The organism is Spirillospora sp. NPDC029432, assembly GCF_040703975.1.
In the GTDB taxonomy this organism is placed as follows: Bacteria; Actinomycetota; Actinomycetes; order Streptosporangiales; family Streptosporangiaceae; genus Spirillospora.
Map to the genome: position 1 here is coordinate 114,853 of NZ_JBEZWH010000016.1, position 16,477 is coordinate 131,329.

Annotated in this window: 18 protein-coding genes and 3 tRNA genes; 3 read left to right on the forward strand and 18 right to left on the reverse strand. The window is 72.0% G+C overall.

Annotated features, from left to right (window positions below; translation table 11 throughout):
- Window positions 1–32 precede the first annotated feature (32 nt).
- The 7 genes from AB0881_RS15820 to AB0881_RS15850 all read right to left on the reverse strand — a co-directional run bounded on the left by AB0881_RS15820 (window position 33) and on the right by AB0881_RS15850 (window position 4,993).
- Entirely contained in the window at window positions 33–899 is an 867-nt protein-coding gene (locus tag AB0881_RS15820) for an LppX_LprAFG lipoprotein (RefSeq protein WP_366617614.1), read from the reverse strand.
- Window positions 900–1,082: 183 nt separating this feature from the next.
- Window positions 1,083–1,979, reverse strand: a complete 897-nt coding sequence (locus tag AB0881_RS15825; protein WP_366617616.1) for a hypothetical protein — start codon at window positions 1,977–1,979, stop codon at window positions 1,083–1,085.
- Window positions 1,980–2,148: 169 nt separating this feature from the next.
- On the reverse strand, window positions 2,149–2,865 hold the full coding sequence (gene rplA / locus AB0881_RS15830) for a 50S ribosomal protein L1 (RefSeq protein WP_366617617.1): 717 nt from the start codon (window positions 2,863–2,865) through the stop codon (window positions 2,149–2,151).
- 61 nt (window positions 2,866–2,926) lie between these two features.
- On the reverse strand, window positions 2,927–3,355 hold the full coding sequence (rplK, locus tag AB0881_RS15835; protein ID WP_366617618.1) for a 50S ribosomal protein L11: 429 nt from the start codon (window positions 3,353–3,355) through the stop codon (window positions 2,927–2,929).
- 156 nt (window positions 3,356–3,511) lie between these two features.
- A complete protein-coding gene (nusG, locus tag AB0881_RS15840; RefSeq protein ID WP_366617619.1) occupies window positions 3,512–4,396 on the reverse strand; it encodes a transcription termination/antitermination protein NusG in 885 nt (294 codons plus the stop codon).
- Window positions 4,397–4,527: 131 nt separating this feature from the next.
- Complete coding sequence (gene secE, locus AB0881_RS15845) at window positions 4,528–4,776, reverse strand: preprotein translocase subunit SecE (RefSeq protein ID WP_366617620.1); 249 nt, start codon at window positions 4,774–4,776, stop codon at window positions 4,528–4,530.
- A gap of 144 nt (window positions 4,777–4,920) precedes the next feature.
- Window positions 4,921–4,993, reverse strand: a tRNA-Trp gene (locus tag AB0881_RS15850).
- A 204-nt stretch (window positions 4,994–5,197) separates the two neighbouring features.
- Here AB0881_RS15850 and AB0881_RS15855 point away from each other — a divergent pair.
- Window positions 5,198–6,409, forward strand: coding sequence for a pyridoxal phosphate-dependent aminotransferase (locus AB0881_RS15855; RefSeq protein ID WP_366617621.1), 1,212 nt, complete (start codon window positions 5,198–5,200; stop codon window positions 6,407–6,409).
- 150 nt (window positions 6,410–6,559) lie between these two features.
- Here AB0881_RS15855 and AB0881_RS15860 read toward each other — a convergent pair whose 3' ends face one another.
- From AB0881_RS15860 to AB0881_RS15870, 3 genes are all read right to left on the reverse strand, one after another.
- The gene (locus AB0881_RS15860) at window positions 6,560–7,303 is read right to left on the reverse strand and encodes a hypothetical protein (protein ID WP_366617622.1); all 744 of its coding nucleotides are present in this window, start codon (window positions 7,301–7,303) and stop codon (window positions 6,560–6,562) included.
- 3 nt (window positions 7,304–7,306) lie between these two features.
- Window positions 7,307–7,816, reverse strand: a complete 510-nt coding sequence (locus AB0881_RS15865; RefSeq protein WP_366617623.1) for a SigE family RNA polymerase sigma factor — start codon at window positions 7,814–7,816, stop codon at window positions 7,307–7,309.
- A 166-nt stretch (window positions 7,817–7,982) separates the two neighbouring features.
- Window positions 7,983–8,879 carry a hypothetical protein gene (locus tag AB0881_RS15870; RefSeq protein ID WP_366617624.1) on the reverse strand — a complete coding sequence of 299 codons (897 nt, stop codon included), beginning with the start codon at window positions 8,877–8,879 and terminating at the stop codon, window positions 7,983–7,985.
- Window positions 8,880–9,121: 242 nt separating this feature from the next.
- Between AB0881_RS15870 and AB0881_RS15875 the strand changes: the two genes are divergently transcribed.
- On the forward strand, window positions 9,122–10,216 hold the full coding sequence (locus tag AB0881_RS15875; protein ID WP_366617625.1) for an adenosine deaminase: 1,095 nt from the start codon (window positions 9,122–9,124) through the stop codon (window positions 10,214–10,216).
- Between the two features lie 27 nt (window positions 10,217–10,243).
- Here the strand turns inward: AB0881_RS15875 and AB0881_RS15880 are convergent, their stop codons facing one another.
- The 8 genes from AB0881_RS15880 to AB0881_RS15915 form a co-directional block, all read right to left on the reverse strand.
- Window positions 10,244–10,939, reverse strand: coding sequence for a GntR family transcriptional regulator (locus AB0881_RS15880; RefSeq protein ID WP_366617626.1), 696 nt, complete (start codon window positions 10,937–10,939; stop codon window positions 10,244–10,246).
- Window positions 10,940–11,156: 217 nt separating this feature from the next.
- Window positions 11,157–12,239, reverse strand: coding sequence for a UDP-N-acetylmuramate dehydrogenase (locus tag AB0881_RS15885; protein ID WP_366617627.1), 1,083 nt, complete (start codon window positions 12,237–12,239; stop codon window positions 11,157–11,159).
- 89 nt (window positions 12,240–12,328) lie between these two features.
- Complete coding sequence (locus tag AB0881_RS15890) at window positions 12,329–12,754, reverse strand: MaoC family dehydratase (RefSeq protein ID WP_366617628.1); 426 nt, start codon at window positions 12,752–12,754, stop codon at window positions 12,329–12,331.
- Window positions 12,754–13,191 carry a MaoC family dehydratase N-terminal domain-containing protein gene (locus tag AB0881_RS15895; protein ID WP_366617629.1) on the reverse strand — a complete coding sequence of 146 codons (438 nt, stop codon included), beginning with the start codon at window positions 13,189–13,191 and terminating at the stop codon, window positions 12,754–12,756. Before AB0881_RS15895 ends, AB0881_RS15890 begins: the two co-directional genes overlap by 1 nt.
- A 223-nt stretch (window positions 13,192–13,414) precedes the next feature.
- Window positions 13,415–13,579: a 50S ribosomal protein L33 gene (gene rpmG / locus AB0881_RS15900; RefSeq protein ID WP_067812252.1), complete on the reverse strand. Its 165-nt coding sequence runs from the start codon at window positions 13,577–13,579 to the stop codon at window positions 13,415–13,417.
- A gap of 112 nt (window positions 13,580–13,691) precedes the next feature.
- Window positions 13,692–13,765, reverse strand: a tRNA-Met gene (locus AB0881_RS15905).
- Between the two features lie 322 nt (window positions 13,766–14,087).
- Window positions 14,088–14,160 (reverse strand) — tRNA-Thr (locus AB0881_RS15910).
- 80 nt (window positions 14,161–14,240) lie between these two features.
- Window positions 14,241–15,368, reverse strand: a complete 1,128-nt coding sequence (locus AB0881_RS15915; RefSeq protein WP_366617630.1) for an acyl-CoA dehydrogenase family protein — start codon at window positions 15,366–15,368, stop codon at window positions 14,241–14,243.
- 69 nt (window positions 15,369–15,437) lie between these two features.
- On the opposite strand from AB0881_RS15915, the gene AB0881_RS15920 reads away from it, so the two are divergent.
- The gene (locus tag AB0881_RS15920) at window positions 15,438–16,475 is read left to right on the forward strand and encodes a hypothetical protein (RefSeq protein ID WP_366617631.1); all 1,038 of its coding nucleotides are present in this window, start codon (window positions 15,438–15,440) and stop codon (window positions 16,473–16,475) included.
- Window positions 16,476–16,477: the final 2 nt, after the last annotated feature.

A 16,477-nucleotide genomic window follows, 5' to 3' on the forward strand; every position in this document is an offset into this window, starting at 1 on the left:
AACAGGTTCACTTGTCCCGATGTGCGGCGTTCTCAGTTGCGCGGCTGGTGACCACCGAGGAGACCGCTGAGGGACAGCTCGCCGACCTGGTCGGCGGGCGGCGGGTTCACGCTGATCGGCTTGCCGTAGTCGCTGTAGAGAACGGTCACCGTCCCGCTCTCGCCCTTGGCGGGCGTGCCCTTGGAGACCAGCTTGCGCGGCAGCTGGTCGTTCCCGGTCCACAGGTCGAACGAGATCTTCTCGTTCTCGGCGCCCTGCGGGAACCAGCGCCGCACCTTCTCGCGGGCCTGCGCGTCGAGCCGGCCCAGCGCGTCCTGGACGGTCACCGTCCCGGTGTAGTGCGTGGTGTCCACGCCGTCGACCTTCTCGGTGCCGACGCGGCGCACGTCCTTGGAGCCGGTGAACATCCTCGTCTGCTCGGCCGGGTTGATCTTCTGGACCTGCTGGATCAGCGCGCCGGCGTCGAAGCCGAACTGCCGGCCGGCCTGGTCGACGTTCACCTTCAGCCACGGCTTGCCCTCGCCGACGAACCGGGCGAGCATCGGGACCTTCGCGTACAGCACGTTCCCGGTGTAGATCGCCTGCCCCTGGGCGCCCGGCACCGCCTGGCCGTTGCGGGACATCTCGTCCAGCCGCGCGCTGAACGTCAGCTCGGGACGCAGCCGGAACTGGCCGCTGGCCTTGACCCGGTTCGCGCCGTCACCGGTGTCGGTCACGGTCAGGTCGGCCTTGAACGTGTCCGCCTGCCCGGTCTTCTGCGACGTCTTGACCAGCGCTTCGGCGGCGGTCAGCTTCATGTTCCCGGTCGAGGTCTCCGCACCGGTGCCACCGCATCCGGCCAGAACGAGGGCGGTGCCCATCGCGGTGCCGCCGGCGGCCACGACGAATCGACGCTTCATGAGGAATGTGCCTCCCTTGTCGCCTGCTGGTGCCCCCAGTCTCGTGCGGCGGCGGGCCCGCCACATCCCCCGCTGGTACGAATGGGGTGGAATCCCGTACGACTTCGGGGGTACCCGGGCAAGCCGCTTCAGAACGCCGGGAACCGGGCCCAGTGGCACGAACGGCTCAGCGGCACGAACGGCTCAGCGGTACGAGTGGAACGTCATCGAGCCGGTGAACCGCGTCCCGGCCCCCGAGGCGTCCAGCCCGATCCAGGACGGCCGGCTGTTCCGGTCGGCCCGCATGTCCAGCGCCACGGCGGTGCCGCCCGGCAGCATCTTGCGCGCCTCCGCCGCGGCCTGCGGCGGGAGCAGCGCGTACAGGTGGTCGAGGGCCGTCGTGCCCTGGAAGCGCGTCGTGCCGGCCGCGTCCGGGCCGGTCACCTTCAGTCCCGGCAGGCCGCGCAGGACGGCGGTCAGCAGCCGCGGGTCCGACTCGTCCCGCATCTTGCCGATCTGGGCCGCCGTCAGCGTCGAGTGCGACCACGCCTTGCCGTCGTACCCCGACAGCTTCGTGCCCTCGATGATCACCTTCTGGGTCAGCGAGCTGAGCACGCCGCCCCGCATCGTCTCGCGGACGCCCGTCGCGTTCAGCGAGTACGACGGCGACATCCTGAACGTCGCCGTCTCGCGCTGCCGCTGGTAGTCGCCGTTCGCCGCGCCGGACAGCCGCACCTCGGTGACCCGCACGAACGACTTCAGCCGCGGTGTTCCCGGCGGCAGGGCGGGAAGCTCGGCCGTGCCGCCGCCGCCCTTCTGGCCGCCCGCGCTCGCAGCGCCGCCGCCGTTGCCGTTGCCGCCCGCCGCGGCCGTTCCGTTCTTCCCGCCGCCGGGGACCGGGGAGGTCGTCCCTGCGGGCGTGGCGTCCGGCACCCCGCCGCCGGGCCGGGTCTGCTGCTGCGCCGCCACGTTCGCCGGAGGACGGGCCGGGTCCTCCTCGGGCGAGGACCCGAGGCTCGCCTTGACCACCACCAGCGCCGCCAGCGGGACCACCGTGACGGCGGTCGCGATCACGAGCGGGCGGTCCGTTCCGAGGCGCACCGGTCCTCCAGGCAGGGCGGGGGTCGATTATTGGCGATTTAACACCATTCGCCCCATCCGCACCGTGTCCGGCGGCCCGTGGCGGCTGGCCTCATCCGGCCGCCCGGAAACGCGTGAAGGGGCGCCCCGAACCGGGACGCCCCTCCGCCGACTTCGCGTACGGCCCTGATCAGGCCTCGTCGAGCTCCGCGGTGAGGTTGCGGACCGCGTTGGGGTCGACCGGGATGCTCGGCCCCATCGAGGTGGTCACCACGGCCTTCTTGACGTACCGGCCCTTGGCGGCCGACGGCTTGAGCCGCTGGATCTCCTCGACCGCGGCCGCGTAGTTCTCCACCAGCTGACGCTCGGTGAAGGACGCCTTGCCGATGATGAAGTGCAGGTTCGCGTGCCGGTCGACCCGGAACTCGATCTTCCCGCCCTTGATGTCGGAGACGGCCTTGGCCACGTCCATGGTCACGGTGCCGGTCTTCGGGTTCGGCATCAGGCCGCGCGGACCGAGCACCCGGCCCAGCCGGCCGACCTTGCCCATCTGGTCCGGCGTGGCCACGACCGCGTCGAAGTCCAGGAAGCCGCCCTGGATCTTCTCGATCATGTCGTCCGAGCCCACCAGGTCGGCGCCGGCCTCGCGGGCCTCGTCGGCCTTGGCGCCACCGGCGAAGACCAGCACGCGGGCGGTCTTGCCGGTGCCGTTCGGCAGGTTGACGGTGCCGCGGACCATCTGGTCGGCCTTGCGCGGGTCGACGCCCAGCCGCAGGGCGACCTCCACGGTCGCGTCGAACTTGGTGACCGAGGTCTGCTTGGCCAGCTTCATGGCCTCGGCCGGGCTGTACTGCCGGTCGCGGTCGATCTGCTCGGCCGCGCTCCGGTAACCCTTGCTGCGCTTCATTCCGGTTCCTCCAATGGAACGTGTGGTACGGGCCGCGCGAGGCCCTGCCACGGATTGCGGACTACTTGACCTCGATGCCCATGGAACGCGCGGTGCCGGCGACGATCTTCTCGGCGGCGTCCAGGTCCTTGGCGTTGAGGTCCGGCATCTTGGTGGTGGCGATCTCGCGGATCTGGTCGCGGGAGACCGAGCCGACCTTGGTCTTGTGCGGCTCGCCGCTGCCCTTCTCGACCCCGGCGGCCTTGAGGATCAGCTGCGCGGCCGGCGGCGTCTTGGTGACGAAGCTGAACGAGCGGTCCTCGTAGATGGTGATCTCTACGGGGATGACGTTGCCGCGCTGGGCTTCCGTCGCAGCGTTGTACTGCTTGCAGAAGTCCATGATGTTGACGCCGTGCGGACCGAGCGCGGTACCGACCGGCGGCGCCGGGGTGGCCTGGCCGGCCTGCAGCTGGACCTTGACGATCGCCGCGATCTTCTTCTTCGGAGGCATGCGAACCCCTATGTCCCGTTTGATGGCGACCCCGACTCCCGCCCGGCGGGCAACACGGCGGCGGGACTCGTCCGCCGTGTAGGGATCACTGAAACTCGCGTCCCGCTCGCGCGGGGAGCACCTACCCAGGGTACGTGCTGCTCAGACCGTGTCCGGTCAGATCTTGGAGACCTGGTTGAAGGACAGCTCCACCGGCGTCTCGCGGCCGAAGATCGAAACCAGGACCTTCAATTTCTGCTGCTCGGCGTTGATCTCGTTCACGGTGGCGGGGAGGGTGGCGAACGGGCCGTCCATGACGGTGACGGACTCGCCGACCTCGAAGTCCACGGCCGGGACCGCGGCCTTGGACTGCTGCTCCTTGGTCTTGACCTGCTCCTCCGGCTCGGGGGCCAGCAGGTTGGCGACCTCGTCCAGGCTCAGCGGGGACGGCTTGTTGAGCAGGCCGACGAAGCCGGTGACACCGGGGGTGTTGCGGACCGCGGCCCACGACTCGTCGGTGAGCTCCATCCGGACCAGGATGTAGCCCGGCAGGACCTTCTCGTTGACCTTCTGCCGCTTGCCCTGCTTGATCTCGGTCACCTCGTGCTGAGGGACCTCGATCTGGAAGATGTAGTCCTCCATGTTCAGGGTCTGGGTCCGGGTCTCGATGTTGGTCTTGACCCGGTTCTCGTACCCCGCGTAGGAGTGCACGACGTACCAGTCGCCCGGCTGGAGCCGGAGCTGCATCTTGAAGTCCGCGTACGGGTCGGCCGGGGGCGCCGCGGCCTCCTCGCCCTCCTCGGCGTCCGCGTCCTCCGAGTCCTCCGAGTCTTCGGCGTCCTCGCCCTCGACGGCCGCGGCGAGGTCGGCGGTCTCCGCCGCGTCGCCGGGCACGGTGTCGTCGCCGTCGCCGGCGCCGTCGAACTCGCCGCCTTCGGCCCCGGCCTCGGCGGCGGTCTCCGCGTCGGCCTGGTCGGCGTCGCCCGCGGGCTCGGCCGCAGCAGCCGCAGCGGAGACGGCCTCGTCGACGGCCTCGTCGTTGGGCTGAGAGGGCTCGGACACGATGACTCTTTCTGTCGTACGGACTGCGAATGAAGATCTTGCGGGGCGGGGCGTACGCCGCCGGTGGTGGAACGGTATGGAGCGGGACGTTCAGGTCGTCCGGGCCGTCCGGCGTGGCCGGGTACGGCGCGTCAGCCGAAGACCCAGAAGACGCCCTTCTGGAAGGCCCAGTCGAGTCCCGAGACGATCCCCATCATGATCAGCACGAACACCAGGGAGACCGTGGTGTACATGATGAGCTCACGCCGGGTGGGCCAGATGACCTTGCGAAGTTCGGCGATCACCTGGCGCACGAAGAGGGCCGGAGAGGTCCGCTTGCGCGCGGGCTTCCCCTTGCCTTCGTCCTTGGCCGCGGCCTCGCCGCGCGTCTCAGTCGCCATTGTGCCGCCGTTCACCTCATAGGTCGTGTTCAACCACCCAGTGGTTGTCGCGCGGTCCCGCGCCGACGCCTGCCATGACGGCGTGCCATGTGTTCCACGCCGATGACACGCGTGAGCCGGTACGGGTGCACGCACCGCACCTCGCAGGGCAGGAGGGACTCGAACCCCCAACCGCCGGTTTTGGAGACCGGAGCTCTGCCAATTGAGCCACTGCCCTTCACTCGTGACGTGACCAGGATACGACCTTTCGCGGACATGACCGTATGCCGATGTCGCGTCACTAGGTGGCAGAGTCTACGTTGCCGAACGCCCCCGCGTCGAACCGGAAGCCCGGAAGACCTCTCCGGTGCGTCGGAAAGCCCACTCCCACCAGGGGCGCATCCGGCTGAACTCACCGCACGGCGTCTGTAACGATAGAGCCATGAGCATCGACCGACCTCGCATCTCCAAGCGCATCGCCGCGATCTCCGAATCCGCCACGCTGGCCGTCGACGCCAAGGCCAAGGCGCTGAAGGCTGCGGGCCGCCCGGTCATCGGCTTCGGCGCGGGCGAGCCCGACTTCCCGACGCCGGACTACATCGTCCAGGCCGCCGTCGAGGCGTGCTCCGTGCCGCGGTTCCACAAGTACACGCCGGCCGGCGGGCTCCCCGAGCTGAAGCAGGCCATCGCCGACAAGACCGCCCGCGACTCCGGCTTCCAGGTCTCGGCGGCGCAGGTGCTCGTCACCAACGGCGGCAAGCAGGCCGTGTACGAGGCGTTCGCGGCGCTGCTCGACCCGGGCGACGAGGTGCTGGTCCCGACGCCGTACTGGACCACCTACCCCGAGTCGATCAAGCTGGCCGGCGGGGTGCCGGTGGACGTGGTCGCCGACGAGACCACCGGCTACCGGGTGAGCGTGGAGCAGCTGGAGGCGGCGCGCACCGACCGCACCAAGGTGCTGCTGTTCGTGTCGCCGTCCAACCCGACCGGCGCGGTGTACAGCCGCGACCAGATCGAGGCGATCGGCCGCTGGGCCGACGAGCACGGGCTCTGGGTGATCACGGACGAGATCTACGAGCACCTGGTGTACGGGGACGCGGAGTTCCACTCGATGCCGGTCGTGGTGCCGGAGCTGGCCGACCGCACGCTGGTGCTGAACGGCGTCGCCAAGACGTACGCGATGACCGGCTGGCGGGTGGGCTGGCTGATCGGCCCGCAGGACGTGGTGAAGGCCGCCGCGAACATGCAGTCGCACGCCACGTCCAACGTGGCGAACGTCTCGCAGGCCGCCGCGCTCGCGGCGGTGTCGGGCGACCTGACGGCGGTCGCGGAGATGCGCACGGCGTTCGACCGGCGCCGGCAGACGATGGTCCGGATGCTGAACGAGATCGCGGGCGTGGTGTGCCCCGAGCCGGAGGGGGCGTTCTACGTCTACCCGTCGGTCAAGGAGCTGCTCGGCAAGGAGATCCGCGGCAAGCGCCCGCAGACCTCGGTGGAGCTGGCCTCGCTGATCCTGGAGGAGGCCGAGGTGGCGCTGGTGCCGGGCGAGGCGTTCGGCACCCCGGGCTACTTCCGCCTGTCGTACGCGCTGGGCGACGACGACCTCGTCGAGGGCGTGTCCCGCGTCGCCAAGCTGCTCGCAGAGGCGCACTGACGCTCGCCGAGAGGCTCGGGGGGCGTCGGACGCCCCCCGAGGACCCAGGTGAGGGCGCCCGCCCCTTGGCATGCCCTCACCTGGGCGCCGGTTCCCCGTCCGCGATAGCGACGGAATCGAATGTTCCGGGCGTACGGCGGGAGCCGCCGGTCAGGGGCGGACGCCCTCGGCGATCCGCATCAGCTGGTCGCGCGTGCCGCCGCCGGCCGCGACCACGACGCCCAGGCCGGGGCGTTCCATCCAGGCGATCTGGCGGCCGGAGTCGGGCCGGTCGGCGGTGATCGCGCGTTCGCCCCGTACCGAGGCGGGACGGGGCACGCCCGGGGATTTCATCAGGTCCTCAGGGCCGCCCAGGCCGGAGCCGCGCACCAGCCTGATCTCCACCCAGCCGGCCGGGCCGCGCCAGCGGCAGGTGGTGGTCCTGGCGCCGTTCTCGGTGCCGGCGGCGCAGGGCGCCTCCGCCTTGAGCCCGGTCGGCAGGAACGTCACCCAGGCGGGCACCTTGATCCCCGCGATCCCGCCCTTGGACGGCTCGCCGCCCCGCTCGGCGGGGTCCTCCCCCGCCGGCCTGCCGTCCTTGCCGGACTTGCCCGGCGCCGGCGCGGCCGACTTGGGCAGTCCCGACACGGTCGGCCCCGGCGAGGCAGGCGGCGCGGACTTCCCGCCAGGATCGTCCGGCCGCCCGTTCGACCCCACCGGGTCGGCCCGGAACGACTGGTAGCCCGGCGCCACCACCGCCACCGCGACGGCGGCGGCCGCGACGCCGACCGTCACCCGGATCCGGGTCTGCCGGCGGCGGTGCCTGCGGCGGACGTCCGCGACGAGCGACGGCGGAGCCTCCGCCCCGGCCACCCGTTCGGCCATGGCCTCGCGCAGCTCACTCTCCAGATCCATCGCTCAGCTCCCCATCGGCGCCAGGTTGGTGTCGAGACGCTCCCGGAGTCTGGCGAGCCCCCGGGACGCCTGGCTCTTGACGGTGCCGACCGAGCAGCCGAGCACCCGCGCGGTCTCGGCCTCCGAGAGGTCCTCCCAGAAGCGCAGCACCAGCACCGCCCGCTGCCGCGGGCCGAGCCTGCGCAGTTCCTCCATCAGGGTGCCCCGCAGCTCGACCGCGTGCGTCGCGGACGAGCCCGGCAGCTCCGGCGGGCTGGCCATGTAGATCTCCTTGAGCACCTTCCACCGCCGCGATCTGCTGATCACGAGGTTGACGAGGATGCGGCGCACGTACGGCTCGGGATCGCTGTCGGGATCCAGCCGCCCCCAGTGGCGGTACGCCTTCTCCAGAGCGCTCTGCAGGATGTCCTCCGCGTCCTGGTGGGCACCGCACAGCAATGACGCGGTCCGCAGCAGCGCGCTACCGCGCGCCGCAACGAACTCGGCGAACGACTTCTCGTCTCGACGCCCCACTGTGCTCCGTCCGGCTGGGAGGGTTACGGGTACGGCCGACCGGGTCGGCGGGTGGCCCCCCGCGCAGGGGCCACCCCGCCACGGCCGCTCTTCACTTGGAGAACCTGCGGTTCGAAGATCTGCGGCGCGGGTGCCCCGATGCCGGTCGGGGCACCCCCTGGTGTCTCTACTTGGCGGTCTGGGCGATCTTGGTGGCCAGGTCCTGCAGGCCGCCCTGGTAGACCGGGCTGCCGTTCACGAACAGCGCGCCGCCGTCCGGGGAGGCGACCAGCACGCCGCTCTGGCCGGCGGGGGCCTGCCACACCACGGCGCCGTTGACGTTCGTGGTCTTGCCGCCCTGGGGCAGCTTCAGCGCCTGCCGGAGCCGCTGGCCCTCCATGCCGGCCGGGGCCTGGATCCGCTCGACCGTGATCCAGCCGGTGGAGCCGGCGCGGGAGACCCACTTCTGCGTCACGGCGCAGATGTTCTTCGCCCGCAGCTCCTTGGGGGCCTTGGTGGCGGAGGCGTACTTGAGGCCCTTGGGCAGCATGATCGCCCGCTCCACCGGGCCGCCGACCTCGACGGCCGGGGCCAGCTTGGCACAGTCGGGGGCGGTGACGGCGGGAACCTTCACTTCCGGCTTCTTCGCCTCCGGCAGCTTCGCGCCCGGCTTGCGCGCGTTGTCACCGGCGCCGGTCTCCGGGCACGGGGGCAGCTCGGCCTTGGGCAGTTCCCCCTTGGGCAGCTTGCCCTCGGGGAGCCTCGCGTCCGGCTTGGCGGGAACCTCGGCCCCCGGCACCTGCACCTGGTTCTTGGAGGGGAGCTGGCCCTTGACGTCCGGCAGGTCGCCGGCGCCCTTCCGCGCGGCCTGCTCGCCCTTCTTGGCGAGGTCCGAGGCGGGCACGCAGGTCGGCGTCGGCACGGCGGGCGCCGACGGCTTCGCCTTCTTGACGGCGTCGGGCAGCTGGCCGTTGGCCGACACGGGAGCGGCCTCCGGCTGGGCGACCGAGGCCCACGTGACACCGCCGGCGGCGACGGCCCCGACGGCGGAGGCGGCGATCACGGCGGCCTTGAGCGAAATCATTCCTCGTGTTCCCTTCTGCCCTCTGAACTCTCTTGCGCCCCTCGTATACGCGCGGCCACGGAGCGGGGTTGCACGGGTTCCAGAAGTTTTTCCGGGAGACTTCGCGAGCCCAGGTGGACCGGGACATCCGGGCCGGACGGACGGGGCGCGCATGGCCGCGGCGGACCATCGTTCATGGCCCGGACTGATGATCCTGGTGAGCCGGACGCCCGCACTCCGTCGCCATCCGGCAGCATTAGGTCATGGAGGCCCGTCTCGCTGCACCCCGCCACGACCGCCACGACCGCCACGATTCAGCCCGCCCGCGGCCCGCCGGCCAGGGCCGGCCGCGCGATGTGGCCGCGCTGCCGAAGGCGCACCTGCACCTGCACTTCACCGGCTCGATGCGGCACTCCACGCTGGTGGAGCTGGCGGCCGAGCACGAGGTGCACCTGCCGGACGCGCTGGTCGAGGACTGGCCGCCCCGGCTGCGGGCCACCGACGAGCGCGGCTGGTTCCGGTTCCAGCGGCTGTACGACATCGCCCGTTCCGTCCTGCGCACCCCCGGCGACCTGCGGCGGCTCGTTCGGGAGACCGCCGAGGACGAGGCGGCCGAGGGGTCGGGCTGGCTGGAGATCCAGGTGGACCCGAGCGGGTACGCGGCGCGGTTCGGCGGGCTGACCCCGACCGTCGAGCTGGTGCTGGACGCCGTTCGGGACGCGAGCGAGGCCACCGGGGTCGGGATCGGCGTGGTGATCGCGGCCAACCGGACCCGGCACCCGCTGGACGCCAAGACGCTGGCGCGGCTGGCCGTCCGGTACGCCGACCGCGGGGTCGTGGGCTTCGGGCTGTCGAACGACGAGCGCCGGGGCCGGGCGTACGACTTCGAGGGCGCGTTCCGGATCGCGCGGCGCGGCGGCCTGCTGTCGGTGCCGCACGGCGGCGAGCTGCTCGGGCCGGCGAGCGTCCGGGAGTGCCTGGAGACGCTGTCGGCCGACCGGCTCGGGCACGGCGTGCGGGCGATCGAGGACCCGCGGCTGCTGGCCCGGATCGTGGACCGCGAGGTGACGCTGGAGGTGTGCCCCGCCTCGAACGTCGGCCTGGGCGTGGCGGCGACGGCGGCCGACGTGCCGCTGCGGGCGCTGTACGAGGCGGGCGCGCGGATGGCGCTGGGCGCCGACGACCCGCTGCTGTTCGGTTCGCGGCTGGCGCGGCAGTACGAGCTGGCGCGTACCGAGCACGCGTTCGGCGACGCGGAGCTGGCCGAGCTGGCCCGCCAGTCGATCCGCGGCTCGGCGGCCCCCGACGAGGTGCGGCGGCGCCTGCTGGCGGGTGTGGACGACTGGGAGCGCGCCTAGCCGGGCGCGGCGGTACGGCGGCCGCTACTAGGTGTCGGGCGCGCCGCCCCACATGCCGCGGCGCTCCAGGTACGCGATCACCAGCTCGCCCGACCGGACGATGTGCGCGCGCATCTCGGCGCCGGCCGCGGCGGGGTCGCCGGCGCGCAGCGCGGCCAGGATCAGCCGGTGGTCGCGGGCGGCGGACCCCGGCCAGTCGGGGACGCGCCCGTACAGGCCGCGCGGGACGTACCGGGCGACCGCGGCCAGCGTCCAGGCGAGCTTGGCCGACCCGGCGGCCAGGTTGATCGACCGGTGGAAGGCGTGGTTGCGCTCCTCGGCCAGGTCGGCCCGGCCGGCGGCGGCCGCCCGCTCCAGGCCCGCCTGGGTGTCGGCGAGCGCGGCCAGCCGGTCGGCGGTCATGCGGGCGGCCGCGCGGGCCGTCAGCTCCCCGGCGATGGCCGCCTGCACCCAGAAGAGGTCCCCGACGTCCTGGCGCGACAGCGGGGTGACCACGAAGCCGCGGCGCGGCTCCAGGTGCACGAAGCCCTCGCTGCGCAGCGACTGCAGCGCCTCGCGGACGGGCGTGACGCTGATGCCGAACTCCAGCGCCAGCCGTTCCAGCCGGAGGTACTCCCCCGGCCGCACCCGCCCGTCCATGATCATTTCTCTGATGCGCGACGCGACCTCGTCGCTCAGCTGAGGCCGCAGTCCCAGCCCCCGCTGCTCACGCGGAATGGCCACGGTCATGGTCCGCCCCACCGGGGCCCTCCCACGGCCCCCACGGCGGAAGCCGTGTGCGCAAAGGGTCCCTCGCCCCAATGATGCGCGCCGGATCCGCGCTACGGAACGCGCGCGCCGCCGAAAACATCCCACGTCACGGCCGTCGCGGCGGCATAAGTTCATTCGCCGGAGCAGCCGCAGGTGGCGGGGGCCGGGGCCGGTCGGCGCGGCCCCGCGGTCAGAGGCGGACGCCGACGAGGACGGGCTCGTTCACCAGCTCGACGCCGAACGCCTCGCGCACGCCGTCGCGCACCTCGCGGGCGAGCGCGAGCAGATCGTCCGTACGGGCGCCGCCCGGGTTGGTGAGCGCGAGCGTGTGCTTGCCGGAGATCCGGACCGGGCCGCGCGCGTGGCCCTTGGCGAACCCGGCCCGGTCGATCAGCCAGGCGGCGGAGGTCTTGGTGCGCGGCTCGCCGTCCGCCCCCGGGCTCTCGGCGTACCGGGGGAACGACACGTCGGGGCCGAGCCGTTCGGCGACGCGGCGCTCCAGCTCGGCGAGGCCCTTCGCGTCCAGGATCGGGTTGGTGAAGAACGATCCGGCGCTGCGCGTGTCGGGGTCGGCCGGGTCGAGGACCATGCCCTTGCCGCGGCGCAGCTCCAGGACGGCCTCGCGGGCCTCCTTCAGCGGCACCCGGTCGCCCGGCCGGACGCCCAGCGTGCGGGCGAGCTCGGCGTACGCGACGGGCTGCGAGTCCTCGGCCTCGTGGAGGGCGTAGACGACCTCCAGGACGACGTAGCGGTCGTTCCCCTTGAAGGCGCTGTTGCGGTACGTGAACGCGCACGCCGCGCGGTCGAGCGTGACGACCTTGCGGGCCTCGCGGTCGTAGGCGCGGACCCTGACGATCGTCTCGCTGACGTCCTGGCCGTACGCGCCGACGTTCTGGATGGGGGTCGCGCCGACCCGTCCCGGGATGCCCGACAGGCACTCGACGCCCGCCAGGCCCTCCTCGACGCAGCGCGCGACGAACGGCTCCCACTCCTCGCCCGCCTGGACGCGGACGAACATCCGGCCGCCCTCGCCGGCGGCGCGCTCGACGCCGCGGGTGGCGACCCGCACGACCGTCCCGGCGAAGCCGTCGTCCGACACCACCAGGTTGCTGCCGCCGCCGAGCACCAGTACCGGCTCGCCGTCCTCGTCGGCCTTGCGGACCGCGCCGACCAGCTCGGCCTCGGTCGTCGCCTCCACGAACCGCCGGGCCGGGCCGCCCAGCCGCAGCGTGGTGTATCCGGCCAGGTTCACCTCTTCAGCGAACACCGCCACGTGGTCTTCCCCTCCCGTGCGCGCGTGACCGCGCGGGCCGGGACGCCGCCGGCGCGTCCCGGGCCCGCGCGATCGGGGCCCTGGCGTCCTCAGGCGAGCCGGACGACGGCCTTGGCGCGCGTGAGGACCTTCTGTTCGCCCGACCGGGCGGTCAGCGCGACGACGACCTTGTTGTCGTCGAGCTTCTCCTCCACCTTGCCGCTGATCTCCAGGGTCGCGCCGCCCTCGTCGGGCACCACGACCGGCGAGGAGAACCGTACCCCGTAGTCGACCACGGCGCCCGGGTCGCCCGCCCAGTCGGTGACGAACCGGCCGCCCTGCGCCATCGTGAACATGCCGTGCGCGATGACGTCCGGCAGGCCGACCTGCTTCGCGAACGACTCGCGCCAGTGGATCGGGTTGAAGTCGCCGGAGGCGCCCGCGTACATCACCAGGTTCGCCCGGTCCACCTTGTACGTCTGGGCGGGGATCTCGGTGCCGACCTCGACGTCGGCGTAGCTCACCTTGGCGGTCATCAGGCCCCCCGCTCCACGATCGTGTTGTACGTCTTGCAGACCAGCTCGCCCTCGACCGTCTTGACGTCGGTCTCCAGGACCATCTTCTCGTTGTTGCCGATCGACTTGATCTCGGTGATCGTCGACGTGCAGGTGACGACGTCCCCGGCGCGCAGCGGGCGGGTGTACTCGAACCGCTGCTCGCCGTGCACGACCATCGCGTAGTTGAGCCCGAGTTCGGGGTCGGCCAGGCCCGCGTTGCCGAGCGAGACCACGATCGGGAAGGTCGGCGGGGCGATCACGTCGGGGTGCCCGGCGGCCTTCGCCGCCTCCGCGTCGCGGTAGATCGGGTTGCCGTCGCCGATCGCGTCCGCGAACTCCCGGATCTTCACCCGGCTGACCTCGTACGGGTCGGTGGGCGGGAAGCTCCGCCCGATGAAATCACGGTTGAGTGGCATGAAGTCCGTCCCTCCACGGTCGAACGGGGCAGGGGGCCGGGCCTCGGACCCGCTCGCCCGCGCCCGAGCTCGTCGTTCCAGTCTGGACGGACGGTAACAGAACGACGTTCAGCCCGTCCTCGCGGGTGGTGCGAGAACGGGCTGATCGAGTGGCAAGCGAAGAAGCGGCCGACGGCGGCACGCGCCGCCACGCCATCACCAACTGCGGAGCCGCGGAACGGGACTAGCGGGTCTCGCGGTGCGCGCGGTGGGTGCGGCAGTTGGGGCAGTACTTCTTGATCTCCAGGCGGTCCGGGTCGTTGCGCCGGTTCTTCCGCGTGATGTAGTTGCGGTGCTTGCACTCCTGGCAGGCCAGCGTGATCTTCGGCCGTACGTCGGTGGCAGCCACGATGGAGTGCCTTTCTGACTAGGGACTTGGACATACTCGGCCGCCCCCGAAGGGTGGGCCGGCGTTTCTTACCCAGCCCTCTCGCCCCTGTCGGGGCGAGAGGATCGAGTAGTAGCGAGGGCCGGACTTGAACCGGCGACACAGCGATTATGAGCCGCTTGCTCTGCCTGACTGAGCTACCCCGCCGTGATGGTCGGTGTGGACCGGATTGCAAGGATACCGGAACTTCACCGGAGCCTGGAATCACGAGGATCCGGGTCTTGATCGGACGGATCCTGCCCGGATCCGGCGCCGGGTGCCGGTCGATGCGTACCGCGTCCCAGGATACCGGGCTGGGCCGATGACCTGGGAATCGTCCGCTGGGACCGGGTGGACGGTATCACGAAGCGACGGAGCGGGGCGAATCCGCCCGCCGCCGCCCCGCGGCCTCCCGCCACCGGTGACCGCCGGGAACGATCGAAGGCCGCCCGGGATCTCTGTGGATCTCCGGACGGCCTTCGCGCTGCCGAGCCCCTTTACGGAATCGAACCGTAGACCTTCTCCTTACCATGGAGACGCTCTGCCGACTGAGCTAAAGGGGCTTGCGTCGTTCGCGCAGTAGAACCATACATGCTCCGGGAACCACATGCGAAATCGATTAGCCCCTGCCTTCCGGCGGCGGTCAGCGCAGCAGGTTCCGGGCGATGACCAGCTGCTGGATCTGGCTCGTCCCCTCGTAGATGCGGAAGAGGCGGACGTCCCGGTAGAAGCGCTCCACGGCGACGCCGCGCATGTAGCCCATGCCGCCGTACACCTGGACGGCCCGGTCGGCGACGCGGCCGACCATCTCCGAGCAGAAGTACTTGGCGCAGGACGGGCCGAGCCTGGTGTCCTCGCCCGCGTCGTACGCGCGCGCCGCCTCCAGCACCATCGAGCGGCCGGCGAACAGCTCGGTCTGGGAGTCGGCGATGAGTCCCTGGATCAGCTGGTGGTCGCCGATCCTGCTGCCGCCCTGGGAGCGCTCGCGGGCGTACGCGACGGTCTCGTCGAGGATCCGCTGCGCGAGCCCGACGCAGACGGCCGCGATGCTCAGCCGGCCGTGGGAGAGCGAGGCCATGGCGGTACGGAAGCCGGTGCCCTCCTCGCCGACCATCGCGGCCGCGGGGACGCGCACGCCGTCGAAGAACACCTCGGCGGTGTGGGCGCCGCGCTGGCCCATCTTGTCGTCGGCCGGGCCGACCGTCAGGCCCGGGGTGCCCTGCTCCACGAGGAACGTGGAGATGCCGCGCGCGCCGGCGCCGCCCGTCCGGGCGAAGACCATGAACACGTCGGCCTCGGGGGCGTTGGTGATGAACCGCTTGGCGCCGTCGATGACGTACTCGCCGCCGTCCCGCCGGGCCGTGGTGGTCAGCGTGCTCGGGTCGGAGCCGGCCTCGGCCTCGGTGAGCGCGAACGCGCCGACGACCTCGCCGGACGCCAGCCGCGGCAGCCAGCTCCCGCGCTGCTCGGGCGTGCCCGCGTTCACCAGCACCTGCCCGGCGATGCCGTTGCTGGTGCCGAACATCGACCGGAACGCGGGGCTCGCGTACCCGATCTCGAAGCAGAGCCGCACCTCCTCGCTCAGCGCGAGCCCGAGCCCGCCGTACTCCTCGGGCAGCGCGTACCCGAACAGCCCCATCTCCCGCGCGGCCTGCCGGATCTCCTCCGGGATCGCGTCGGTCTCCTCGATCTCCTCCTCGCGCGGGACCACCCGGTCCCGGACGAAGGCGCGCACGGCCGCCAGCACGTCGGCGAAGTCCTGTGAGTCCATGGGAACAATTCTAGAATCAAGTTCGAGGAACGCGCCCGGTCACCCCGCCCTGTGCGAAGGTGATCCCCCATGAACGATCAATTCCTCCAGCGGGTGCACGCCATGGTCCGCGCGGCGACGGCCGAGGACCAGGCGTTCAGCGACCTGATGCCGCAGGTCATGCGCGAGTCGCAGGACCTCCCGCCGGTCGTGCTGAACCTGGCGATGATGAAGATGGGCGAGGGCATCGCCGCCGCGCCGCCCAACCTCGGCTGCTGGCTCGCGATCATGGCGGGCTCCTGGGTGGAGATGGGCGCCACGACCTTCGCGGTCGACGAGCCCGTCCTGAACAAGACGCTGGAAGTCGCGGAGGCGAGCGTCGCGTTCGCCGAGGCGTGGGAGAAGGCCGGCGCCGGAAACCCGCCCGACCCGAGCGCCGACCAGCCGTCCCAGCAGATCGTCGACACCATCGGGCCGCACCTGCCGGACCCGGTGGGCGCGATGCTGTCGTGGTTCTCGATGGAGCGGTTCGCCCTCAGCGCCAACACGATGCTGTCGAAGTCGGCGGAGCTGCGGTCCGGCGTCGCCGACCGGGAGGGGCGCGCCGCGCTCGTCCGGCGGCTGGCCGGGCACTGCGAGCAGATGGGCTGGGTGGCCGGCCTCCTGCGCGTCCTCGACGGCGAGCGCCTGCTGGTCCTGGACCGTGCCACCCAGCACGGCTGGACCGTGACGATCGGCGGCATCGGCGACAACTTCCAGCTGCACACCCTCCTGGCGGGCGCCCTCATCGGCCGTCCCGGCGGCCTGCCCGGCACCCCGCCCGCCCCCGAGATCGTCAACTGCTTCCTGGACGCCGAGACCCCGCCCGGCCGGCCGGTCATCACCAGCCCGTGGAACCTGGTGGACGCGCACGGCGAGTGGATCTACAACGAGGGCGTCCCGGCCGACATCCCCGCCGTGAACGGCACCCGCGTCGTCGTCCTCGACCCGCCCTCGTACGAGCGCCAGTTCCCGGCCGGCCGCCGCTACCCGATGCTCCCCGGCTCCCTCACCCTCGACGGCATGCACCTCCCCGAGGACCTGCACGCCTGGTGGCCGCACATCGCTCCCGCCCGCAACCCCGCCTGAGT